The sequence below is a fragment of the Paenibacillus sp. GCM10023250 genome (assembly GCF_042653205.1).
In the GTDB taxonomy this organism is placed as follows: domain Bacteria; phylum Bacillota; class Bacilli; order Paenibacillales; family Paenibacillaceae; genus Paenibacillus_Z.
In genome coordinates this window covers 274,231-296,050 of the sequence record NZ_JBHSHY010000001.1, presented here as the reverse complement: position 1 = coordinate 296,050, position 21,820 = coordinate 274,231, and the positions used below count along the sequence as shown (strand labels likewise).

The 21,820-nt window shown below is 50.7% G+C and carries 24 protein-coding genes and 1 pseudogene; 18 read left to right on the top strand and 7 right to left on the bottom strand.

The genetic code is table 11. The annotated features are described in order from the left end of the window. Position 1: 1 nt before the first annotated feature. The 15 genes from ACFPB1_RS01345 to ACFPB1_RS01275 all read left to right on the top strand — a co-directional run bounded on the left by ACFPB1_RS01345 (position 2) and on the right by ACFPB1_RS01275 (position 14,309). Positions 2-829: a carbohydrate ABC transporter permease gene (locus ACFPB1_RS01345; RefSeq protein WP_379221057.1), complete on the top strand. Its 828-nt coding sequence runs from the start codon at positions 2-4 to the stop codon at positions 827-829. 502 nt (positions 830-1,331) lie between these two features. Next, positions 1,332-2,612, top strand: a complete 1,281-nt coding sequence (locus tag ACFPB1_RS01340) for a glycosyltransferase (protein WP_379221054.1) — start codon at positions 1,332-1,334, stop codon at positions 2,610-2,612. Between the two features lie 49 nt (positions 2,613-2,661). After that, complete coding sequence (locus ACFPB1_RS01335; protein WP_379221052.1) at positions 2,662-3,396, top strand: sugar phosphate nucleotidyltransferase; 735 nt, start codon at positions 2,662-2,664, stop codon at positions 3,394-3,396. A gap of 21 nt (positions 3,397-3,417) precedes the next feature. Further along, entirely contained in the window at positions 3,418-3,963 is a 546-nt protein-coding gene (gene rfbC / locus ACFPB1_RS01330) for a dTDP-4-dehydrorhamnose 3,5-epimerase (protein ID WP_379221050.1), read from the top strand. A gap of 13 nt (positions 3,964-3,976) precedes the next feature. Next, positions 3,977-4,972 (top strand): dTDP-glucose 4,6-dehydratase, encoded by a 996-nt coding sequence (gene rfbB / locus ACFPB1_RS01325; RefSeq protein ID WP_379221048.1) that lies wholly within the window; start codon positions 3,977-3,979, stop codon positions 4,970-4,972. 9 nt (positions 4,973-4,981) lie between these two features. Then, the gene (rfbD, locus tag ACFPB1_RS01320) at positions 4,982-5,824 is read left to right on the top strand and encodes a dTDP-4-dehydrorhamnose reductase (protein ID WP_379221046.1); all 843 of its coding nucleotides are present in this window, start codon (positions 4,982-4,984) and stop codon (positions 5,822-5,824) included. A 48-nt stretch (positions 5,825-5,872) separates the two neighbouring features. Further along, a complete protein-coding gene (locus ACFPB1_RS01315) occupies positions 5,873-6,748 on the top strand; it encodes an alpha/beta fold hydrolase (protein WP_379221043.1) in 876 nt (291 codons plus the stop codon). A gap of 256 nt (positions 6,749-7,004) precedes the next feature. Further along, entirely contained in the window at positions 7,005-7,415 is a 411-nt protein-coding gene (locus ACFPB1_RS01310; RefSeq protein ID WP_379221041.1) for a GNAT family N-acetyltransferase, read from the top strand. Between the two features lie 69 nt (positions 7,416-7,484). Beyond that, on the top strand, positions 7,485-8,048 hold the full coding sequence (locus ACFPB1_RS01305; protein WP_379221038.1) for a TetR/AcrR family transcriptional regulator: 564 nt from the start codon (positions 7,485-7,487) through the stop codon (positions 8,046-8,048). A gap of 167 nt (positions 8,049-8,215) precedes the next feature. Continuing rightward, complete coding sequence (locus ACFPB1_RS01300; protein WP_379221036.1) at positions 8,216-8,548, top strand: antibiotic biosynthesis monooxygenase family protein; 333 nt, start codon at positions 8,216-8,218, stop codon at positions 8,546-8,548. 127 nt (positions 8,549-8,675) lie between these two features. Then, positions 8,676-9,026, top strand: a complete 351-nt coding sequence (locus ACFPB1_RS01295) for an SDR family oxidoreductase (protein ID WP_379221668.1) — start codon at positions 8,676-8,678, stop codon at positions 9,024-9,026. Positions 9,027-9,356: 330 nt separating this feature from the next. Further along, the gene (locus tag ACFPB1_RS01290) at positions 9,357-10,784 is read left to right on the top strand and encodes an aldehyde dehydrogenase (RefSeq protein ID WP_379221034.1); all 1,428 of its coding nucleotides are present in this window, start codon (positions 9,357-9,359) and stop codon (positions 10,782-10,784) included. A 127-nt stretch (positions 10,785-10,911) separates the two neighbouring features. Further along, positions 10,912-11,199, top strand: a complete 288-nt coding sequence (locus tag ACFPB1_RS01285) for a TetR/AcrR family transcriptional regulator (protein ID WP_379221032.1) — start codon at positions 10,912-10,914, stop codon at positions 11,197-11,199. 487 nt (positions 11,200-11,686) lie between these two features. Then, positions 11,687-12,859 carry an MFS transporter gene (locus ACFPB1_RS01280; RefSeq protein WP_379221030.1) on the top strand — a complete coding sequence of 391 codons (1,173 nt, stop codon included), beginning with the start codon at positions 11,687-11,689 and terminating at the stop codon, positions 12,857-12,859. A gap of 19 nt (positions 12,860-12,878) precedes the next feature. Continuing rightward, positions 12,879-14,309 carry an aldehyde dehydrogenase family protein gene (locus ACFPB1_RS01275; protein WP_379221028.1) on the top strand — a complete coding sequence of 477 codons (1,431 nt, stop codon included), beginning with the start codon at positions 12,879-12,881 and terminating at the stop codon, positions 14,307-14,309. Positions 14,310-14,391: 82 nt separating this feature from the next. Here the strand turns inward: ACFPB1_RS01275 and ACFPB1_RS01270 are convergent, their stop codons facing one another. Together ACFPB1_RS01270 and ACFPB1_RS01265 are read right to left on the bottom strand one after the other, a co-directional pair. After that, the gene (locus ACFPB1_RS01270; RefSeq protein ID WP_379221026.1) at positions 14,392-14,970 is read right to left on the bottom strand and encodes an iron chelate uptake ABC transporter family permease subunit; all 579 of its coding nucleotides are present in this window, start codon (positions 14,968-14,970) and stop codon (positions 14,392-14,394) included. Beyond that, positions 14,967-15,296: a FecCD family ABC transporter permease gene (locus tag ACFPB1_RS01265; protein WP_379221024.1), complete on the bottom strand. Its 330-nt coding sequence runs from the start codon at positions 15,294-15,296 to the stop codon at positions 14,967-14,969. The genes ACFPB1_RS01270 and ACFPB1_RS01265 overlap by 4 nt, the downstream gene beginning before the upstream one ends. A gap of 57 nt (positions 15,297-15,353) precedes the next feature. On the opposite strand from ACFPB1_RS01265, the pseudogene ACFPB1_RS01260 reads away from it, so the two are divergent. After that, positions 15,354-15,470 (top strand): annotated as a pseudogene (locus ACFPB1_RS01260) (transposase); the annotation flags it as partial. 149 nt (positions 15,471-15,619) lie between these two features. On the opposite strand, the gene ACFPB1_RS01255 reads toward ACFPB1_RS01260, so the two are convergent. The 4 genes from ACFPB1_RS01255 to ACFPB1_RS01240 all read right to left on the bottom strand — a co-directional run bounded on the left by ACFPB1_RS01255 (position 15,620) and on the right by ACFPB1_RS01240 (position 18,624). Next, complete coding sequence (locus ACFPB1_RS01255; protein WP_379221022.1) at positions 15,620-16,135, bottom strand: alpha/beta fold hydrolase; 516 nt, start codon at positions 16,133-16,135, stop codon at positions 15,620-15,622. A 22-nt stretch (positions 16,136-16,157) separates the two neighbouring features. Continuing rightward, on the bottom strand, positions 16,158-17,144 hold the full coding sequence (locus ACFPB1_RS01250) for an SDR family NAD(P)-dependent oxidoreductase (protein ID WP_379221019.1): 987 nt from the start codon (positions 17,142-17,144) through the stop codon (positions 16,158-16,160). 87 nt (positions 17,145-17,231) lie between these two features. Next, positions 17,232-18,224 carry an oxidoreductase gene (locus tag ACFPB1_RS01245; protein WP_379221017.1) on the bottom strand — a complete coding sequence of 331 codons (993 nt, stop codon included), beginning with the start codon at positions 18,222-18,224 and terminating at the stop codon, positions 17,232-17,234. Further along, the gene (locus ACFPB1_RS01240; RefSeq protein WP_379221014.1) at positions 18,211-18,624 is read right to left on the bottom strand and encodes a MerR family transcriptional regulator; all 414 of its coding nucleotides are present in this window, start codon (positions 18,622-18,624) and stop codon (positions 18,211-18,213) included. The genes ACFPB1_RS01245 and ACFPB1_RS01240 overlap by 14 nt, the downstream gene beginning before the upstream one ends. A 454-nt stretch (positions 18,625-19,078) precedes the next feature. Between ACFPB1_RS01240 and ACFPB1_RS01235 the strand changes: the two genes are divergently transcribed. Together ACFPB1_RS01235 and modB are read left to right on the top strand one after the other, a co-directional pair. Continuing rightward, positions 19,079-19,957 (top strand): cation diffusion facilitator family transporter, encoded by an 879-nt coding sequence (locus ACFPB1_RS01235; protein ID WP_379221012.1) that lies wholly within the window; start codon positions 19,079-19,081, stop codon positions 19,955-19,957. A gap of 279 nt (positions 19,958-20,236) precedes the next feature. Beyond that, on the top strand, positions 20,237-20,902 hold the full coding sequence (gene modB, locus ACFPB1_RS01230; RefSeq protein WP_379221010.1) for a molybdate ABC transporter permease subunit: 666 nt from the start codon (positions 20,237-20,239) through the stop codon (positions 20,900-20,902). Between the two features lie 175 nt (positions 20,903-21,077). Here the strand turns inward: modB and ACFPB1_RS01225 are convergent, their stop codons facing one another. Continuing rightward, positions 21,078-21,809, bottom strand: a complete 732-nt coding sequence (locus ACFPB1_RS01225; protein ID WP_379221008.1) for an AAA family ATPase — start codon at positions 21,807-21,809, stop codon at positions 21,078-21,080. Positions 21,810-21,820: the final 11 nt, after the last annotated feature.

Here is a 21,820-nt window from a genome sequence, read left to right as displayed (position 1 = left end):
CATGCCGGTAAATAAGAAATGGCCCATTCACCTTGCGCTGCTCTTGTTTAGCGCGGTCATGTTTTATCCCGTCTTATGGTGGATCGGGGCATCGCTGAAATCGAATACGGAGCTGGCTTCCCCCTCGATCTTTCCGGCAAAATGGATGTGGAGCAATTTTCGCGATGGGTGGGTGGCGCTGCCCAAATATACGTTTACTTATTTCTATCTCAATAGTTTCAAGCTTAATATCACCACGACCGTCTTGACCGTCGTATCGAGCAGCCTCGTGGCATTCGGGTTTGGCCGGATTCCTTTCCCGCTGAAGAAATGGCTGTTCTCTCTGCTGCTCGTCACGATCATGCTGCCGGGTCAAGTTACCATGATCCCGCAATACGTCATGTTCCACAAGTTCAACTGGATCAACACTTATTATCCGTTTATCGTGCCGAGTATGATGGGCGGCGCTTTCTTCATCTTCCTGTTGGTGCAATTCATACGGGGCATTCCCATGGAACTTGACGAATCGGCTAAGATCGACGGCTGCACCTGGTTCGGGATCTATTGGCGGATCGTGATGCCCCTGACCAAGCCGGCGCTCATCACGGTGATGATATTTTCCTTTCTCTGGCACTGGGAAGATTATCTCGGACCGCTGATCTATTTGAACTCGGTGGACAAGTATACGGTACCGCTCGCCGTGAAAATGTTTATCGATACGCAATCCGCCGTTTCGTGGGGGCAAGTGCTGGCGATGTCGCTTGTATCGATCATCCCGCAAATCGTGGTCTTCTTCCTGGCGCAGAAGCATTTCGTAGAGGGGATCGCGACGACGGGATTAAAGGGATAATCCGATTTGGGTTTCGAGCTTAATGAATGAAGCAAGCCCTTCGTCCTTTAACAGGATGAAGGGCTTTTGTTATTTTGAAGCTACAGGGTTGCTGAACCCCTAGTATGAGCTTTCCCCTTTAAGTAAACAGTGCGCACCACAGTTTACTTGGAGGGGATTATTTTGGGGGATATTCGAAAGAACATTCATCAGTTAACGACGAATCCACGGACCATTGTCCTTGGGATTTACTCGCTTCTGGACTGGTGTGGACGATTCTATGATTTAGTAGATAAGTTGACAAAGGGTCAGGCGATCTGTAATATGAGAACGATCGATCTCATAACTTAGCTAGTAAATCGACAACAAAGAGGAGACCGGGAATAACGACGAGCAACCAAAGCAAAGCAAAGCAACGCAAGCATGATGCGCCGGAAGCCGAGCAGACGGCCCGCCGCTTCATATCCACGAATGAAGATGAGTCCTTTATAAACTAGAACTTAGAAAAGAAAGAGGTTATTTTATGTCAAAAGTTATTATGCCTATTACGCCTGTATATGGACATGTCGCTCCTATGTTGTCCATTGCAAAAGATCTTATTCGGCGCGGTCATGAGGTGACGATTTTAACAGGGTCTATATTCAAGGAAGCTGTCGAAAAGACAGGCGCCGCTTTTGTCTCATTTACGGGTGCGGCGGATTGGAAGCCCGAAGATCTATTAGACCCCGAGCGGCTCGCCTTCGAAGGGCCTGCTCAGGTTAACTATGACCTGCAGCGTTATTTCGTTAGCGCGATTCCAAACCAATATGCAGCGCTGCAACAGGAACTGGAGAAATATGGCGACGACCAAGCGATTGTGATGGCAGAGTCATTCGGCTTCGCAATCTCGCCGGCATTGCACGGTGCCCCTGGCGTACGCGCGAAGGGACATATTGTCGTAGGCGTTATACCGCTTGCGATTTCTAGCAATGACGCTGCGCCATTTGGCATGGGACTCGAACCGGATAGCACGGAAGAGGGTCGTGCGCGAAATATGGAGTTAAATAGCTTAATGAGAAATACGATATTCGGTGATGCGCAGAAGCTCTATGAAAAGGTATTGAGGGATCTGGGGGCGGTCGGAGAAATACCCTACCTTCTCGATAGCTGCGTACAGGCGGACAGCTTTCTTCAGTTGTCTGTAGAGGAACTGAGTTACAAGCGATCGGACCTGCCAGCAAGCGTCCGCTTCATCGGTGCGCTTCCTACCCCGCCTTCCGTAGACGCTAAATTGCCGGTATGGTGGCCGGAAGTGCTAGAAGCGAAGCAAGTTGTCGTCGTCACACAGGGAACAGTCGCAAACGGCGACTTCAGTCACCTGATAGAGCCAACGCTAGAAGCGCTGGCTGACCTGCCGGTTCTAGTCGTTGCGGCGACAGGCAGCAAGGAGGAAGTCAAAAAAGTACCAGCCAATGCGCGCGTCGCGGAATTTATTCCTTTCGTCGATCTCCTGCCGCATACGAATGTTCTCGTCACAAACGGTGGATTTGGCGGGACGCAGCAGGCGTTAAGTTTCGGAGTGCCGATGGTTTTGGCTGGCATTTCCGAAGATAAGATCGAAGGTAACGCCCGTACGGCCCATACCGGTGCCGCAATTAATCTCAAAACCCAAACACCGACGCCAGCGGCGATTCGAGAGGCTGTCCTGAACGTCCTTCATAAGCCGGAATTTTTAGCGAATGCGCAAAGATTGAGCGCGGAGTATGCCGCCCTTGATCCGTACGCCGCCATCGCGAATGTCGTAGCCGAGTTAGACGCGAAATAATAGTATCCTTGTCATCCTAATATTGATGGGGGAGTAGGGGGATAATGAAATGAAGGGAATTATTCTCGCAGGCGGGAAGGGGTCCAGATTGCTCCCACTAACCAAAGTGACGAATAAACACTTATTGCCCGTTGGTAAATATCCCATGATATACTATCCGGTATTTAAATTAAAACAAGCCGGCATCACCGAAATTCTTGTCGTTACCGGGAAAGAAGATATAGGAGATGTTGTTAATCTGCTCGGGAGCGGCCAAGAGATGAACGTTGCGTTCACTTATAAAGTTCAAGATGAAGCCGGAGGGATCGCTCAGGCTTTAGATTTAGCCGAACACTTCGTAGGCAGCGACAAAATGGCCGTTATTCTCGGGGATAATGTGTTTGAAGAGAGTATCGTTCCATTTGTGAATCGTTTCAAAGAGCAGGACAAGGGTGCGAAAATAGTGATCCGTGAAGTACAATCCCCGCAGAGGTTTGGTGTTCCGGAGCTATTGGAAGATAAGATCGTGTCGATTGAGGAGAAGCCTCTATATCCGAAAAGCAATTATGCAGTCACGGGTATCTATATGTTCGACAACACCGTGTTTGATATCGTGAAGACACTGAAGCCATCCGATCGCGGCGAATTGGAAATCACGGATGTCAATAATGCGTATATCGAAAGAAACGAACTCACATTCGAGATCCTGAGTGGTTGGTGGACAGACGCGGGGACGCATGAATCGTTCGTACACGCGAATGAACTGGCCAAGGATTTATCTCTTGAAGACAACGCTTGGGATTAAGACAGCAAGGTGTTGGTGCGAATGAAATTCTTTCCTACAAGGTTAGCAGGATTATATGTGATAGAGCCGCAAGTTCATGGTGATTCCCGAGGTTTTTTCATGGAGAGTTACAGTCAGGCAGCATTTGCCGAGTACGGCATCGACATTTCATTCGTGCAGGACAATCATTCCTTATCCGTTCAGAGCGGTATTATAAGGGGTTTGCATTATCAATTAAACCCCCATGCTCAAACAAAACTTGTTCGCGTAACTACAGGAGCCATTTATGATGTCGCGGTTGATATCCGCACGCATTCTGCTACTTTCGGACAATGGGTTGGGGTTATTCTGAGCGAGGCTAATAAACGGCAGCTGCTAATCCCGCGAGGCTTTGCGCATGGCTTTTGTACCATCGTTCCGAATACGCAGGTGCTATATAAGGTTGATGCCATGTACGCTCCGGAACTGGATCGCGGGATACTTTGGAATGACCCTGCATTAGGTATTGATTGGCCAACGGCGTCTCCTATTTTATCGGATAAAGATCAGGAGCATCCGCTGCTTATTCATGCGGAACTAAATTTCTAGGAGCAATAAGGTCATGAAAATACTCGTCACAGGAGGAGCTGGATTTATCGGCAGCAACTTCATTCATTATATGCTGGATCGCTATCCGGATTATGAGCTGATTAATTTGGATACCTTAACATACGCCGGTAATCTAATGAATTTGTCAACGGTTCCCAGAAGCGGCAAGCACTCTTTTATAAAAGGCGATATCACGGATCGAGAACAAATGAATGGGCTGTTTGGACAGGGCATTGACATCGTTGTTCATTTTGCGGCGGAATCTCATGTGGACCGCAGTATCGCGGAGCCCGCCATTTTTACAAAGACCAATGTACTCGGGACACAAGTCTTACTGGATGCCGCTGTAAAAGTCGGAGTTAAGAAGTTTGTTCATGTCTCTACGGATGAGGTATATGGAACGCTTGGCGAAACGGGGCTATTTACCGAGCAGTCACCGCTTCATCCGAATAGCCCTTATGCGGCAAGTAAAGCCGCATCCGATCTGCTCGTGCGTGCCTATCACGAGACCTTTGGTTTGCCAGTGAACATTACGCGATGTTCGAACAACTACGGGCCCTTCCAATATCCCGAGAAATTAATCCCTCTCATGCTTGTGCATGCATTACATGATCGTCCGCTTCCTATTTACGGAGACGGCATGCATATCCGTGACTGGTTGTACGTAGAGGATCATTGCCATGCGATTGATCTTGTGCTGCATCAGGGCAAGAACGGGGAAGTGTATAATATCGGCGGGCGTAACGAGAAGACGAATCTTCAGATTGTGCAGACCATTCTAAAGGAGCTTGGAAAGCCTGAATCGTTAATCCGGCATGTTCCGGATCGTTTAGGACATGATCGCCGTTATGGGATTGATGCGACCAAGATAATCCATGAACTGGGATGGCAGCCGAAGCATCGTTTTGAGACCGATATTTTACAGACCATTCAATGGTATTTGGATCATCAAGACTGGTGGAAGACAATCTTGACTGGTAACGCTTCAGAGCCAAGCTATCAAGGTTAGGGGAGCGCCATGAAGATAGTAGTGACAGGTGCGCAGGGTCAGTTAGGCCATGAAGTTGTCAACCTTTTTTCGGCTAGTCATGAAGTGCTGGGACTTGGCAGAAAGCAGCTTGATATTTCGGATGAGACTCAGTGTGTAGAGGTGTTTGAAGCTTACAAACCGGATGTCGTCATCCATTGCGCCGCTTTCACGGATGTCGATCTGGCCGAATCGGAACAGGAGCTGGCTTTCAGGACGAATGAAACGGGCACCCGGAATGTAGCAAGAGCTTCCGCAAGCATTGGGGCAACGCTATGTTATATCAGTACGGATTATGTCTTCGATGGCAAGGCATCGAAGCCGTATGGGGAATATGCCGCAACGGATCCACAAACTGTCTACGGAAAGTCAAAGCGCGCCGGGGAGCTGGCCGTCCAAATGTCTTCCGCTCGCTATTTTATCGTCAGGACCTCTTGGGTATATGGGCACAACGGGAAAAATTTCGTTAAAACCATACTGAAATTGGCTCAGGAACGAGAAAGGCTGGAGGTAGTTAATGATCAATTCGGATCTCCTACCTATACCAAGGATCTTGCTTGCTTTTTATTGCAGCTTATCCATTCGGAACAATATGGCATCTATCACGCAACAAACACGGGAATCTGCTCCTGGTATGATTTTGCTCTTGCGATCATGGAGGAGACTGGGTTCAACGTGGAGATGAAACCATGTTCCACGCATGACTTTCCGCGGCCTGCGCCTCGTCCGAGGTACTCGGCATTGGCGCATACGGCCATCCATGCGAATGGATTGGAAGACCTCCGTCCATGGCGTATAGCATTAGAGGAATTTTTGAAGTCGTTAGACCATTGATGGCAAGTGACTGACAACCAAATGAATCAAGAAAGCAGGTATTTAATAATGAATCCATCTGAGGTTAACCCGCTCACTGCTGGAGAACATGAAATTTTCATCGACGGGGTGCGTCAAGTTTATCACGTAGCTGGCCATGGCCCCATTTGTTTGGTTCATCCGGGCGGACCCGGGTTTCACTGGAAGTATCTTCAGCTGCCAGAGCTGGAGCATACCATGACAATGGTCTATCTAGAACCTGTAGGAACAGGTAAGTCGGATAGGCTGCCGGACGGTGACTACAGTTTGCCGAGGTATGCGCATTTCGCGCACCAAGTAGCCGAGCATATCGGAGCTCAAACGTATTACTTCCTGGGTCATGCTCATGGCGGCGGTGTGGGCCTTCAGTACGCTCTGGACTATCCGAACGAACTTCGCGGTCTGATCCTCTATTCCAGTGCCCCTACAATGGGCATGGATCTATATATGGAACAATTCAAACAAATCGAGAACTTTGCCAAGCGTTGGCCAGATAACGCGGAAGCTCAAGATGCGAAGCAAGCCATGATGGATTCAAAAAACGTAAGGGACAAAGAATCGGCCATGGCTGTTCTTCACCGTTTATTGCCCGCATACTTCGGTAACTATTGGAGTGTTAAGGAGAAGGTAGACAAATGGAAGGTAGATCTCGATTTCTTCGGAGATCCCAACCGTCAGCCCTATGAATGGGATGTACGAGATCGTCTGCACACGATCACCACGCCAACGCTCATTCTAGCCGGTGAATATGACGTCAACTGCGGCCCAAGATGGTCTGAAGAAATAGCGGAAAAAATACCTGGATCTCATCTCGTCCTATTCGAGCGGGGCGGTCATATGGAGCATGTAGAGCATACTCAGCAATTTGCGCAAGCGGTTAACGAATTTGTTACACAAACAAAGTAAGAGGATGCACACGTAACCTGAACGCCGTGAGTGATATCCCGCTTCTCGCATACCGCGCACAAACAGACTGCCCATGATTGCGGCGGTCTGTTTGTGCGAATACATCCAATCCCATTCCCCTGATCCCACCCTATTTTCCATATCATTCACTTATGCGCCTCGAAAAAATGCTACCATGTGATTATAGGCTTGCAAGTCATACCGATCGGACCTTAAGGAGAAGAGCGTACTCGATTAATGAAAGGTTTGGGTGTAATTGACCATTAGAAGGATTGAGAAGGAACAAGCTTGGCGGCTGAGGCATACGGTCATGTGGCCGAATAAGGATTTCGATTACATTAAACTGGATGAGGACGACCAAGGTATTCATTATGGCCTTTTTGTAGCGGAGGAGCTTGTCTCGGTGGTGTCCGTCTTTATTCGCGGAGACCAAGCGCAGTTTCGAAAATTTGCTACATTGACCCCTCATCAAAATAAAGGTTATGGAAGTACGCTTCTAAGCTATGTATTCGAAGAAGCCAATCGTCTCGGCATTAAGCGGATATACTGCAATGCGAGAAAGGAAAAGGGGGCGTTTTACAAAAAATTCGGACTGCTTGAAACAGACCACACTTTTAGTAAAGGCGGTAAAGACTACGTGGTAATGGAGCGCTTATACGTTAAATGATCCGCAACCGCGAGTCGACACTGTACGAAATCGAGAAATTGCGTTTACAATAAGGGGGAGGTGGGGAATATGAGCAAAAAACAAGACATAATGATGGCCACACTCGACTTGATTCATGAAGAGGGGCTGCAGTCGGTCACATTTGCTAAATTGTTTAGGCGGGCGAATGTTGGGTCCGGTACGATCTATAATTATTTTACGAACAAAGAAGAATTAGTAAATGAAGTATATCGCGAGTCGCGCACACATATGGGGGAATATTTACTACAAGGTTACGACACGAATGCAAGCCTGTACGAGCGATTTAAATGTCTGCAGCTTAATCGGTTGCGGTTCGGCATGCATTTTCCGAAAAAGTTTTTGTTTATCGACAGTTATTCGTTTTCGCCGTATATTTCTCCGGAGCTGCGTAACATGGACGATGAACATCGTTCCAGTAAAGCCGTGCAGGATTTGATTATCGAAGGCCAAAGGCTGGGTATGATTAAAGAAATGGATTCTCATTTGTGTCACCAACTCATTCACGGGATCATTTCTTCTATACTTAAGGGTTACTATATTAACAAATATGACTTAAGCGATTTCCAGATCCAACAGATTATCGAGGCTTCTTGGAAATCAATCCAAGTTTAGAACAATACGTAATTTTAATAATTTGGGATCAGGTTTCTTTTGTCATACGACAATGACCTGATCTTTTTGATTTGTAGAAGCTGTCAATAAAAACTCATGTATGAAATCAGAAACAGTAATTAATAATAACCAAGCATCAAACACTTAGCAGGAATACGGAGGTGCGAATGATGACTGTAATTTCCACGAACAATAACGTCATTACTTTTATAAACGTATTTACTGTCGAGCCCCAAAATCAAGGCCGTCTTCTCGAATTGCTTACTCAAGCAACGGATGTCTCCGTTCGATATGCGCCAGGATTCGTTTCATGTAGCCTTCATCGCGGAACTGACGGAACGAAAGTAACGATGTACGCGCAATGGAGTACCATGGAGCATTACCAAGCAATGCGAAATGACCCAAAACCTCTTCCGTATTTACAAGAAGCGATGACGATAGCGAAATTCGAGCCCGGTTCATATGAAGTCGTTAAAACATTTGAACCTACTAAGGTGTAGTATGCCTTAAAAATGACACTGGTTACAATGCTTTTAAGTTCATTTGGACCCAAATTATTCTGATGGTCGTAATTGCTTCTTTACCTGCATCGATCGCTGAGCCTCGCGAAAAGGGGTCTGCTTACGCATCGATGAAAGCGCCATCGAAATTCTCACGAAATATTGGGCGAAGGAACCCGGCGGACGCGGCATTCGCGTCAATTCCGTCGCGCCAGGAGCGATCATGACGGATATCGCTGGAGGAACACTTCGGAATAATCCCGGCTCTTCAGGCACAAATCCGCTCCGTTATGGCGCTCGGCAGAGCAGGGTAAGCCGACGATATCGGAGGCGTCGTCGCCGAACTTTGCTCGCCGGAATGGGCGGGGTCAACGCAAAAGAATCGAGGCATCGGGCGGCATGTTTCTGTAAACGGCATACGACAGCCGTTGCAAGAAAGAGCGATTCCATGGCGAATCGGTCTTTCTTGCATTTATAAACGAAAAAACGATCGGGAATGCAAAAGCTAAACCGTAATGATCGAACCCTTACATATTGGAATTCAAGTTCCGATATAATTCACAAATTTGAGTGTTATGTTGAACAGCCCAAGGTTCACTTTTTTAATTTGAATGGAATATACATTCCAAAAATGCTTGACTCACATGCAGTCGAGCGGGTATACTAGGTCTCGTGGAACAAAAATTCCAAACTAATTCGATACAGAGGAGGCGAACGGCATACAGCGAAAACCAATTACCGAAAGACTCGTCTCCCCGTCGCCAAGCCATGGAGTCAAAAACTATCCGATCCTAAAGGAGAAACGAAAATGAAAATATACGACAAACTCTTTATCGGCGGTCAATGGAAAGCGCCAATCAACCAAGAAGTCATCGAAATTCGTTCCCCGCATGACCAATCCGTTGTAGGCAAAGCGGCTCAAGCTTCGCCGGCCGATATCGATTTGGCTGTTGCCGCGGCCAGAAAAGCGTTCGATAACGGTCCTTGGCCGAAAATGACGCCGGGCGAACGCCAAGATCTCGTCGCTCGCTTCAATGAATTGCATGCAGCACGTGCGGACGAAATCGCAGCTCTGATCACTTCCGAGAACGGTACGCCTAGCTGGTTCACGAACGGACTGCAGCACACTCTGTCCGAGCAAACGAACGCTTATCTTCGCGCCGCGAAATCGTACGCTTGGGAAGAAACGCTGAACGACGGCAAAGGTCCGATGATTCGCCGCGAAGCGGTCGGCGTCGTTGCCGCGATCATTCCTTGGAACGCGCCGCACCAATCCGCTCTTGCCAAAATGATTCCTGCATTGCTTGCCGGTAATACGGTCATCCTGAAAGCATCGCCGGAAACGTCCATTAACGCGCTCTTGCTGGGCGAAATCTTCGCCGAAGCCGGATTTCCCGATGGCGTCGTAAGCATCGTGCCGGCCGGCCGCGAAACGAGTGAATATCTCGTCTCCCATCCAGGCGTCGACAAAATCGCGTTTACGGGTTCGACCGGAGCCGGTCGCCGCATCGCTTCGATCGCGGGCGAGCAGCTCAAGCGTGTAAGCTTGGAGCTCGGAGGCAAATCAGCGACGATCATTCTCGACGACGCGGATCTCGAATCCGCCGTTCAAGGCTTGAAATATACGTCTTTCGTTAACAACGGAGAAAGCTGCGTCGCGCATACCCGCGTGCTCGTCTCCAAAAAACGTTACGAAGAAGCGGTCGCCTTAATCAAAACAATGACCGAAAACCTCGTCGTGGGCAACCCCGCGGATCCTGCGACCTTCATCGGCCCAATGGTACGGGAAGATCAACAAAAACGCGTTCAATCCTATATCGAATTGGGAATTAAAGAAGGTGCGCGTCTCGTTACCGGCGGAACGGAAGTTCCCGCGGGCTTGGAAGGCGGCTTCTACGTCAAACCGACCATCTTCGCGGACGTCGACAACAGCATGCGCATTGCGCAAGAAGAAATCTTCGGCCCTGTGCTCGTCGTTATTCCTTACGAAGACGAAGACGATGCCGTGCGCATCGCGAATGATTCGCCATACGGCTTAGGCGGAGGCGTCTGGTCGGGCACGAAGGAACACGGTCTGGAAATCGCTCGCCAAATTCGCACGGGTAACTTCGTCGTCAACGGCGCGACGGTGTCGTACGAAGGTCCGTTCGGGGGCTATAAAGCGAGCGGCATCGGCCGCGAATTCGGCGTAGTCGGCTTAGGCGCGTTCGTCGAGCATAAAGCGATCAACATCTAATTAAAAGATAAGGTCGAAAGGGCGTAAACCCCGGCCGTTCAACAAACCCCTTTGCCCTTAGTCGTTCCGGCAGGAGCGATTAAGGGCATTCGTTTTAAGGAGAGGTTGGGCAAGTGAACAGGATATTATGGATGCCACGCTCGACTTGATTCACGAGGAAGGGCTGCAGTCGGTGACCTTCTCGAAAATATTCAAGAAAGTCGGAGCCGGCACGATTTATAATTATTTTTCGAACAAAGAAGAATTCGTCAACGCCATCTATAAGGAAGCGCGAATGCTCATGGGGGAATGCCATCAATTCATTCACGGCATCGTGTCTTCGATTCTGAAAGGCTATTACGTGCGGAAATATCCGTTAAACGAGAGCCAGACGCAGCAAGTTTTGGAGTCGTCCTGGAAAGCGTTGCTTGTTTGAATGACCATGATATCCAATTACATTGCGGAATATGAATTCCATATAACGCACTTGATTGAAAAGATTAATTTGACGCTTGCCATGTATAATAACGATCAAGATCCTCATAACAATGTAGAAATGCATGAGCAAATCGCGGAAAGTATAATTCTTACCGGATTTCTTGGAATGTACATTCCGAATTTCGTTGACTTATGCGAAGATGAAGAGCTATACTATCTATGGAACAAACATTCCGGACATCAGCGCCAAGGAGATCATGAATATGCAAAAGGTATGGTTGATTACGGGCAGCTCGCGCGGGTTCGGCCGCAGTCTCGCCGAAGCTTCACGAGCACGTCCAGACGACCGAACGCTTCGATCCCGGCTTTAATGGCCGCTTGAGCTTGATCGTACTGATTAACGTCCAGCGTCGCGATTCGTCCGCCAAATCGGCGAGCTGCGTTCGACCGATTTCTAATTTCTAAGCGAAAGAAGGTTTCGTTCATTGAAAGCAAGCGCAAGAATCGCATTATTGTCGATGGTCGTAACGACCACATTCGGAACGATGATGGCCGCTCCGGCGGTTAAACCGCTGGCCGTGGCGTTTCCGAATACGGACGCTCTATTGATACAATGGGTCGTTACGCTATCTTCTTTATTCATATTGCCAACTTTATTTTTATCCGGAACTCTGGGCAGAAGATTCAATCGTAAATCGATTCTGATCGCGGGTCTGGTCCTATATTTGATCGGAGGCGTCGGCCCGGCTTTCATGCATTCGTTCGATTTAATCTTGGTTTGCAGGGCGATTTTGGGTCTAAGCATCGGCTTAATCTCTCCGACCTTCAATTCGTTGATCGCGGAAAATTTTCAAGGCGAAGAGCGGTCGCGCATGAACGGCATTCAAACGTCGATTAACGGTATCGGCGGCGCCATTTTCCTTTCGATCGGCGGGTTTATCGCATCGCTGGGGTGGAGAGACGTCTTCATGACCTATTTCTACGCAGTGGTGCTGCTGATCTTGGTAATCGCGTTTCTTCCTAAATTTCCGCCTCTTCAAACCAGTCAATCGACGAAATCTTCTGCGAAGCTGCCGAAGTTTTTCATCGCGGTCGCGATCGCGGGCGGCTTGCATACGATGTTGTTCGCGTTGATTCCGACGAATCTTTCGCTGTTCATCGCGAATAATGGAATCGGCAGCGTATCGTCGGCAGGTTACTTGATTGCCTTTGCGTTAGTCGGCGTTTTTATCGGCGGACTTTCCGTAACTAGAGTAACCAAAGCATTCAAAAAAATGCTCGTTCCGCTCGTTTTAATTTTGATGGGCGGAGGTTTCCTGCTCATTTCTTCGGCCCACGCGGTATGGACGGTCGCCTTGGCGGTGTTCATGATCGGTTTGGCCGAAGGGGTGCTCTTCCCGTTATCCTTCATCAAAACGTCGGAAGTCGTTCCGAAAATAATCGTTACGACGGGCATTTCCTTGCTGCTCGCGTGCGTATATACTTGTCAGTTCCTGAGCCCGTTGTTCGTTAAAGGAGTCGAAGAGCTGCTTCGTCCGGATTCGACCCGCGACGTGTTCGCGGCCGTAGCCTTCAGTTTGGCCGCGGTTGCCGTCGGATTCCTGCTTTTTTCCAGCAACAAGATGCGCGCAACGTCGCCATCCGCAACAAAAAACTAATAACAGGCGGTGCTTCCTAATGAGACACATTGACAAAATTTATATTAACGGCGAATTCGTAACCCCGCGCGGCACGGAGCGCCAAGAATTGGTGAATCCTTCGACGAGGGAAGTATTCGCGACATTGGCGCTCGGCAACGAGGAAGATGCTAAACTTGCAATCGCGGCTGCCAAAGCTGCATTCCCCGCTTTCTCCAGAACGACCGTGCAAGAAAGAGCGGAAATGCTGCAACGTCTGAACGATGCCATCTTGGCGAGAACCGACGAACTGGCGGAAGCCAACATTCTCGAATACGGCGCTCCCAGAATGCTCTCCGTTCCTCGCGTGCAACTGGCCGCGATGAACTTGATGATCAGCAAAGAAGCGCTCGAGGAATTCGAATTCGTTCATTATATCGGCAAAGCCAAAGTCGTCTCCGAGCCTGTTGGCGTCATGGGGATCATCACGCCATGGAACGCGAGCTATTCGCAAATTACGGCGAAGCTTGGCGCCGCTATCGCCGCGGGCTGCACGGTCGTCATTAAACCGAGCGAAATGAGCGGCTTGCAAACCCAGCTGTTGACCGAATGCTTCGATGCGGCCGGTATTCCTGCAGGCGTCATTAACGTCGTTAACGGTCTTGGCGCAACGGTCGGGGCGGAATTGACTCGCAATAAGAACGTCGCGATGGTCAACTTCACCGGCTCGACTCGGGTCGGCAAAGAAATCCGCAGAGCAACGGTAGACTCGATGAAACGCGTGACTTTGGAGTTGGGCGGCAAATCGCCTTATATCGTGCTCGACGACGCGGATTTCTCCAAAGCGATTCCGGCCGCCGTCAAATCGTGCTACTCGAACAACGGTCAAGCTTGCGTTGCCGGCACGAGATTGTTCGTCCCCGAGCATCGCTTGGAAGAAGTAAAACAGTTGGCACGCGCGACGGTCGAATCGATGAAAGTCGGCTTGCCGACCGAAGCCGATACGAATCTCGGTCCGATCGTGTCGGAGAAGCAATACAATCAAGTTCAGCACTATATTAACGTCGGCCTACAAGAAGGCGCGGAGCTCGTGGTCGGCGGTACAGGCCACCCAGCGGGACTGGAGCAAGGTAACTTCGTAAAACCGACCGTATTCGCCAACGTTACGGAAGACATGACGATCGCCAAGGAAGAAATATTCGGACCGGTACTTTCGATCTTGACGTTCAAAACCGAAGAAGAAGCCATCGAAATGGCGAATAACACGGACTATGGCCTTGGCGCGTATATCAGCTCGAGCAACCTGGAGAAAGCGAACGAGCTGGCTAGCCGGATTCAAGCCGGTTCGGTGCTCATCAACGGCGCCGGCTTCGAGATGAAAGCTCCGTTCGGCGGCTACAAGCATTCCGGCATCGGCCGCGAATACGGCGTGCACGGGCTGAAAGACTGCTTGGAGACGAAGTCGATCACCGGCTACGATTTGCCGATGTAACTCGCGGTTGCTTTTTGAAAACCAAAGTTCTTAATCAAGAACTTGGTTTTCTTTTCTCGAATTATGTGAAATTAATCACAAACTATTGGAGGCACGAATACTCCGGATTTTTGAGCAGCATCACCTTGGTTCCGGCAGCGAGCAGGAAGTTGATTCCGATACCGACCAGCACGAGCCGGATCGAGGTTACGCCTCGTTTCCAGGCAAGCAGGTAAATCAAGATCGCGGCTACGGCCGCGCCCGCCATTGCCGCCGCTGGCAGCCAAATAATGCCGACCGTCCCCGACAGATAACTAATGAACGCGACTGCCGCCACGGAAGCCCCGCTCGTAATGCCGATCATATCGGGGGAGGCGAGCGGATTGCGAATAATGCCCTGCAGAATCGAACCGGCCGCGGCAAGCGCCATGCCGACGAGGAAGCCGACCACGATCCGGGGAAGCCGAAGCGATAGAACGACAAGTTCATGTTCCTCTGAGCCGCTGCAGAACAGGGCGAGGATTACGTCGAACGGATGGATGCGCATGTCGCCGAGCGAAGCCCCTGCCAACATGGTCGTCAAAGCGATAACGGCGAGCGGCAGCACGAACGATATCGGTTTCTTCGGGGCTGCTTGATACAAGGGAGGTGGGTTGGACCGAATGGACGAAGAAGATTTCATCGCTTGAGGCCTCCCCTTCGAGCAATAAAGATAAAGGCCGGAATGCCGATAATCGCGGTCATGACCCCGACCGGAAGCTCTTCCGGCCGAATGACGAAGCGGCCGGCGATGTCGGCCGCCACGACTAGGAGTGCACCGAGCACGGCGCTGTAGGGGACGAGCCAGCGATAATCGTTGCCGCCGAACAGGCGGGCGGCCGTCGGAACGATCAACCCGATGAAGCCGACTGGCCCCGCGATGGCGACGGAACCGCCGGCGAGCGAAATAATGATGATACCGGCTGCCAGCTTGACGAGCACCGTACGCTGTCCGAGACCCTGCGCCATTGGTAAGCTTTAAAGCGCTGGCTTTGAAACTTAATCAAAACGGCATCCATATCAAAACAGGCTGCCGTTAAGCTCGCCGGCTTGAATCTAAAAGTAAACACGTCCGGTAAACACAAGGGACAAACGAAGATTACGAAGAGAGGTCGTTACACGAAACGGCAAGGCAAGGCATTGAGTAATTATATAGACATCTGTATAAAATACGGGTTTTGTGAAATAGTTAAATATATACAAACCAAACCGCCAGCCTATTAGGATGAACGGTTTGGTTTGCTTCTTCCGCTCGCCAAATCACCGAGCTTCTAGATATAGAAGAATGCTGCTTAGTTGGTCAGGAGTTGAAAATATCGGTGTATGGTCTGTATCACCTCCCACCGGGATATAGCCTCTAGAATGTCTTCCATTTGACAGTTGTTGTATAACATATCTTCTACTTTAAGTTTTGAAACGGTCATCGTAGCACCATCATCAGAAATATGGACATATGGATGAGGCGGAATCACATCGAGCATAGTTTGACCATTCTTAAATAAAAATCCCGATATATAAACAATCGATTTAATTCGATTGGGTCGATATTCAGCAGCTTGCGATACTGCCATCCCGCCCATGCTGTGGCCGACCAGTATAACCTCCTCTTGATCGATTCCATCAATGACAGAGGTAACACGTTTCGCATAGGCTTCGAGCGTTACCTCTGATAGTGGCGTTCTGTCTTCCCCGTGCCCTGGTAAATCAATGGCAATGGCACGGTGGCCTGCTGATTCGAGTAAAGGAATCACTTTCCGCCAACACCACGCCCCGTGCCAAGCGCCGTGGATGAGCACATATACCGACACGAAATCACCTCCGACTATTTATTTATACGATGAATTTCAAGCCGCTCAATTGTTCACTTAAAGTCCAAAGCCGTTCGGCGTCCGTATCGTTCACTGCCCATTCAAATACACCAGGGGCGTAGGGAGTGTCCGTGATAACCGCAATATCGACATTCTCACAATAGACGCCTCCCTTCCCTTCGAGTTGGGGATGAACTGCACACCAGATCACCGTTGCCGCCCCTTCTTCGATCGTCTTTCGTTCATCGTTGTACTCCGTAAATACGTGCTCCCCCTGTTCATTCAGCGCTCCCATTGCCCGCAATTCATCCGTGCTCAGATTACGGGACAAGTCTGTCACGATCGTACCTGGATGAACCGAAAAGGCCCGAATCTTGTGTGGCTCCCCTCGTTTGTCAATCGCAGCGGCGAACAAAGCGTTAGCCGTTTTAGACTGCCCGTACGCCAGCCATTTGTCATAGGGGCGATCCTGAAAGTTGGGATCTTCAAAATCGATGCCGGCAAGTTGATGAGCGCGCGAAGATACGGTAACGATTCTAGCGCCTCCCGCTGCTTTAAGCGCGGGCCATAAGCGTAATGCAAGCTGAAAATGCCCCAAATGGTTCGTAACAAACTGCAATTCATAGCCCCGCGAGTCACGGTTAAGCGGTGATGCCATGATTCCTGCGGAATTGATAAGGATATGCAACGGACGACCGGAGGATAAGAAACGCTCAGCGAACGAATCAATGGAAGCCGGATTGATTAAATCCATTCGCTCTACCTCCACGCCAGGTACTTCCTTTAAAGCGGCATCTGCTTTCTCGGGTGTACGCACTGGAACAATGACGGACGCTCCGGCCGATGCAAGTACTTTTACCGTTTCCAGACCAAGTCCGGAATAACCCCCTGTCACGATGGCGGTCTTGCCGGCCAAGTTCTGACCGCCTAAAGCCTCTAGGGCAGTCGTTCGAGGCCCGAATCCGGATGGAATCGGCGTTTGCGGTACGGTATGGTTTTGCGTTTTCAATTGTGTAACCTCCATTTGTGAGTTTTTATCCATTATTATTGCGCAATATCGCGAATCTTCTATTAATTTCAGCAATCTAGTTACTACTCAGGTTTCAAATGTGATGCCAGTCAATTTCTCGCTAAGCCGCCAAAGCCGCGAAGCCAAGCTGGGATCGATGGCCCATGGCGTCACTCCTGACTGCGCAGACGAGGAATCAGCAGTTGAAATGTTGGCGATATCGACATCTTCGCAGTAAACGCCGCCTTTTCCGTCAAGTTGCGGGCTTGTCGCGCACCAAATGGAAGTTGCGGCTCCCTGCTCGACCGTTTTTAAAAGGGGGTTCTCGCTGCGGCGCCCCTTATTATCGTGTGCATAAATCGCTAGCATTTCGTCATCCGTCAGGTTGACCGCCAAATCGGTCTCTACTATACCCGGGTGAAGAGCAAAGGCACGTACGCCAGATGAATATCCGCGCTTGTCGAGTTCAACGGCGAACAGCGAATTGGCGGATTTGGACTGCGCATAAGCAATCCAACGGTCATATTCCTTACGCTCAAAATGAGGATCGTCGAAATCGACCCCGCCCATGCTGATAGCTGACGATGAGACCACGACAACTCTAGCTCCACCCGCCTTTTTTAATGCCGGCCACAGCCGGGCGGTAAGCTGGAAGTGACCCAGATGATTGGTAGCAAACTGGGACTCATACCCTCTGGCGTCGCGCTTTAACGGCGGTACCATGATGCCGGCGCTGTGGATGAGCATATCAAGCGGGCGGCCAGAATCGAGAAATCGCTGTGCAAAGGCGTCGATCGATGCCGGGTTCATGAGATCTAGTTCCTCTAGTTCCACGTGCGACATGCCGGCGAGAGAAGCACGGGCCTTATCCAATGTTCGCGCCGGCACGATGACCGCAGCACCCGCCTCCGTCAAAACGCGAACGGTCTCCAGTCCGATTCCCGAGTAACCTCCCGTTACGACGGCGGTTTTTCCCGACAAATCACGTCCGCCAAGCGCCTCCTTCGCGGTCGTATGATGTCCATAGCCGGATCGTATCGGTTCCTGCGGCGTGATCGTATATTCATTAGTTATCCTCAAGTAAATGTCCCCCTTCATTCGCGGGTCCCGTCTGCGACGGGTCGTGGCCCATGAGCTCCTGATAATTCGCGATCTTGTATTTCATCATATCCAAAGCCGTCAACATGTCCGCTATCTGCTCTTCAATCATGATCTTATGGTCTTGAAGAACGGTAATACATCCTTTGTAATTTTGGGCATTATAGAACATGATATATCGTTCGATTTCCTTCAACGGCATGTTGGCACGCTTTAGAAAAGCGACAAACGTGAAGCAATCGAGATCGGCTTGGCTGTACTCTCGCCGTCCGTTAGCTTTACGCCGTATCTCCGGCAGCAGCCCAATCCTTTCGTAATAGCGAATCGTATCTTGACTGAACCCTGTCCGTTGCTCAATGTCCGAGATCGTGAATGTCTCCATACTCGCTCCTTTCTGCAAGCCGGTTTATCCGGTAGTCGGCCTGATCAATTGCATTCTATAACTTGGAGTATACTCAAAGTCAAGAAGGGTATCGTCCCCGCTATTTGGATATCCTTAAGCTTATTTTGACCTATCCAAAATAAAAAAAGCTGCCTTACAAGTGCATGTCATTTCATATGATTAACGCCCTTAATATAAATCCCTAACGCGCAAAACGCCGCTTTCCTGGGAAGACTGCTAATAGCCGGAAGCGTAGCGCCTCGGCAGTGAACGGAATTTAATTCGCTGCATTAAAAAACATAACTAATATTATGTAAACTAACGACAATTTGGACATGCGCAACATTGTTGAAGCCCGCTTATTTTTGAGGATGCCGACAACACTGTTTCTCTAGACCCACATGGTAATCGTCTTATATCATTACCAACGAAGCACTATCGATGGAGGTTGGGAATGGAAAGCATTTACGAAAATATGAAGAAAGGCGAAAAAGGCGCATGGGTCAGCATTGCCGCTTATCTATGCCTCGCTGCGCTCAAGCTCACGATCGGTCTCTGGACCGGTTCGGAGGCGCTGTCGGCGGACGGACTGAACAACTCGACGGACATCGTTGCGTCGTTAGCGGTCCTAATCGGTCTGCGCATCTCGCGCAAGCCGCCGGATGCCGATCATCGCTACGGTCATTTCCGGGCGGAGACGATATCCGCGCTAGTCGCCTCATTCATTATGTTCGCGGTCGGCATTCAGGTGCTGGTACAAGCGGTTGGCTCGTTCCGCGATCCGAAGCTCGCTACGGAAGGCGGCATCGCGGCATGGACGGCGCTGTTCTCGGCTGCGGCAATCTATCTCGTCTATCTGTATAATCTTAGGCTCGCGAAACGCATCAACAGCCAGGCGCTTATGGCCGCGGCGCAGGACAACCGTTCGGACGCACTCGTAAGTATCGGCGCATTCGTCGGCATTTTGGGAGCCGGATGGGGATTGCCTTGGCTGGATCCGCTTACGGCAGGCATCGTCGGCCTCATTATTTGCCGGACGGCGTGGTGCATCTTCCGCGACGCGACGCATGCGCTCACGGACGGCTTTGACGATGGCGAGCTTCAAATCATGCAGCAGACGATTCGGAGCGTGCCCGGCGTCGAAAAAATCATCGACATCAAAGCACGGGCTCATGGAAACAACAAGCTCGTCGACGTGACGATCGGCGTCGATCGTTGGCTCAACGTCGAAGAAAGCCATGTCATCACCGAACAAGTCGAACGGCAAATGTTCGATCTGCATCAGATTTCGCATGTCCATATTCATATCGAGCCATTTGAAGCGTCAAAATAATCATGTGGCGCATTCGTTATCTTCATTTAGGAATAACATAATTATTATTATGTAAACCATTATGCAATCACAGCGCTCGCTTGCCTCCGGCATCCGTAAGCTGATGGCCATTCCGCCGTCAGCTTGCGGATGCTTTTTTATGGTCCACTCCGCTTATTAATTATGTCTAAATAGGTCTAAATCATCCTGAATACTACTCAAACCTCTAAGGGATATGTTACGATAACTTCCATACAAAGCTGCAGCCGCCGTGATCCTATTTTCTTCAAGGAGTTCAACATGGATTGGTCTACCTTCTGGAATCCGATCGGATTATCCGTCCAAATTGCCATCGTCGCCAGCGTCCTTGTGTTCGCGGCTTCGCTGTTCATCGCGTGGCCGATGGCGCGGGCCCGGTTCTTCGGCAAGCGGGTGCTCGAAACGGTCCTACTCCTCCCTCTCGTGCTGCCGCCGACCGTCGTCGGTATCATCCTGCTCGTGGTGATCGGACGGCGCGGCTGGATCGGCAAAGCGTATGAGTCGCTCTCCGGCGGACCGATATTGTTCACGTGGGGAGCCGCTGTCATCGCCGCGGCGGTCGTCGCGTTCCCGCTGGCGTACCGGACGATCAAGACCGGCCTGCAAGGCGTCGACACCGACCTGGAGAACGCCGCACGCGCAATGGGCGCAAACGAATGGCAGGTGTTCCGCCATATCTCGGTGCCGCTCGCCGCGCGTTCGCTCGCCTCGGGCTACATCCTCGGCTTCTGCCGGGGGCTCGGCGAATTCGGGGCAACGCTCATGGTCGCGGGCAACATCCCCGGCCGGACGCAGACGATCCCGACCGCCATCTACGTGGCGTCCGACGGCGGAAGCATGACGATGGCTTGGGCTTGGGCTTGCGCGATGATCATGCTCTCGTTCCTCATGCTGCTGCTCGTCGGCCGCCTATCGAAGGATGCCTGACCGGCCGCCAAATCGTCGCAAGGATACGCAAGGACACCCCCCATGTTCAGCGGATGGCCGCTGCGAACATGGGGGTTTTCGTTACGCGCTGCGTGATGCGCGTCTATGTATAGCTGTATAGGCGAAGCGCGGCGCGCCACCGGATGCTCGGCGGCGCATATAGCTGCCGGCCGCATCAATCGCTATCGTCGTCTTCGCTGTCCTCGAACAGTTCCTGGAGCACGCGCTCTCGGTTATCCAGAAATCTTCTCGTGAGCAAATAATGCAGCGTATCCTCATACCGAATGCCGCGGATCGGCACCGCATCGAAGTCGCAGATGTGCGCGCCGGGGTACCCGAGCAAGATCGGCGAATGCGTGGCGATGATGAACTGCGCATCATGCTCGAGATCATGGATAATCCGCAGCAGAGCCAGCTGTCTGGCCGGCGACAACGCGGCTTCCGGTTCGTCCAGCAGATAGATCGCGCGTCCGCCGAACCGATGTTTGAATAGCGACAGGAACGCCTCGCCGTGCGACTGCGCGTGCAGCGACCGGCCGCCGTAATACGGCAGCGATCCCGGCAGCGTGTCGATATGACTGGCGAAATTATAGAATGTCTCGGCCCGGAGGAAGAAGCCATTCGTAACCTTCGGCATCCACGACAGCCGCAGATGGCGGCCGAGCGCGGAGGCGGAAGCGTCCACCTCGTACGCGTTGCTTCGCCCGCCCCCGGCCGTGTTGAAGCCGCACTGGTAGGCGATCGCTTCCAGCAGCGTCGACTTTCCGGAGCCGTTCTCTCCGACGAAGAACGTGACGTTCGAGGTGAAATTTAATGTCGTTAATGAACGGACGGCCGGAATCGAGAACGGATATTCACGCGGATCCGCGTCCTCCTTCCGTTCGAGTGAGATGTTTTTCAAATACATGCGGCCCAGCT

Excerpts from the sequence above, each read along its gene's own strand:
- ACFPB1_RS01345 (WP_379221057.1), top strand. The coding sequence starts at position 2 with ATGCCGGTAAATAAGAAATGGCCCATTCACCTTGCGCTGCTCTTGTTT.
- ACFPB1_RS01340 (WP_379221054.1), top strand. The coding sequence starts at position 1,332 with ATGTCAAAAGTTATTATGCCTATTACGCCTGTATATGGACATGTCGCT.
- ACFPB1_RS01335 (WP_379221052.1), top strand. The coding sequence starts at position 2,662 with ATGAAGGGAATTATTCTCGCAGGCGGGAAGGGGTCCAGATTGCTCCCA.
- rfbC (WP_379221050.1), top strand. The coding sequence starts at position 3,418 with ATGAAATTCTTTCCTACAAGGTTAGCAGGATTATATGTGATAGAGCCG.
- rfbB (WP_379221048.1), top strand. The coding sequence starts at position 3,977 with ATGAAAATACTCGTCACAGGAGGAGCTGGATTTATCGGCAGCAACTTC.
- rfbD (WP_379221046.1), top strand. The coding sequence starts at position 4,982 with ATGAAGATAGTAGTGACAGGTGCGCAGGGTCAGTTAGGCCATGAAGTT.
- ACFPB1_RS01315 (WP_379221043.1), top strand. The coding sequence starts at position 5,873 with ATGAATCCATCTGAGGTTAACCCGCTCACTGCTGGAGAACATGAAATT.
- ACFPB1_RS01305 (WP_379221038.1), top strand. The coding sequence starts at position 7,485 with ATGAGCAAAAAACAAGACATAATGATGGCCACACTCGACTTGATTCAT.
- ACFPB1_RS01300 (WP_379221036.1), top strand. The coding sequence starts at position 8,216 with ATGATGACTGTAATTTCCACGAACAATAACGTCATTACTTTTATAAAC.
- ACFPB1_RS01290 (WP_379221034.1), top strand. The coding sequence starts at position 9,357 with ATGAAAATATACGACAAACTCTTTATCGGCGGTCAATGGAAAGCGCCA.
- ACFPB1_RS01285 (WP_379221032.1), top strand. The coding sequence starts at position 10,912 with ATGGATGCCACGCTCGACTTGATTCACGAGGAAGGGCTGCAGTCGGTG.
- ACFPB1_RS01275 (WP_379221028.1), top strand. The coding sequence starts at position 12,879 with ATGAGACACATTGACAAAATTTATATTAACGGCGAATTCGTAACCCCG.
- ACFPB1_RS01270 (WP_379221026.1), bottom strand. The coding sequence starts at position 14,970 with ATGAAATCTTCTTCGTCCATTCGGTCCAACCCACCTCCCTTGTATCAA.
- ACFPB1_RS01265 (WP_379221024.1), bottom strand. The coding sequence starts at position 15,296 with ATGGCGCAGGGTCTCGGACAGCGTACGGTGCTCGTCAAGCTGGCAGCC.
- ACFPB1_RS01240 (WP_379221014.1), bottom strand. The coding sequence starts at position 18,624 with ATGGAGACATTCACGATCTCGGACATTGAGCAACGGACAGGGTTCAGT.
- ACFPB1_RS01235 (WP_379221012.1), top strand. The coding sequence starts at position 19,079 with ATGGAAAGCATTTACGAAAATATGAAGAAAGGCGAAAAAGGCGCATGG.
- modB (WP_379221010.1), top strand. The coding sequence starts at position 20,237 with ATGGATTGGTCTACCTTCTGGAATCCGATCGGATTATCCGTCCAAATT.
- ACFPB1_RS01225 (WP_379221008.1), bottom strand. The coding sequence starts at position 21,809 with ATGTATTTGAAAAACATCTCACTCGAACGGAAGGAGGACGCGGATCCG.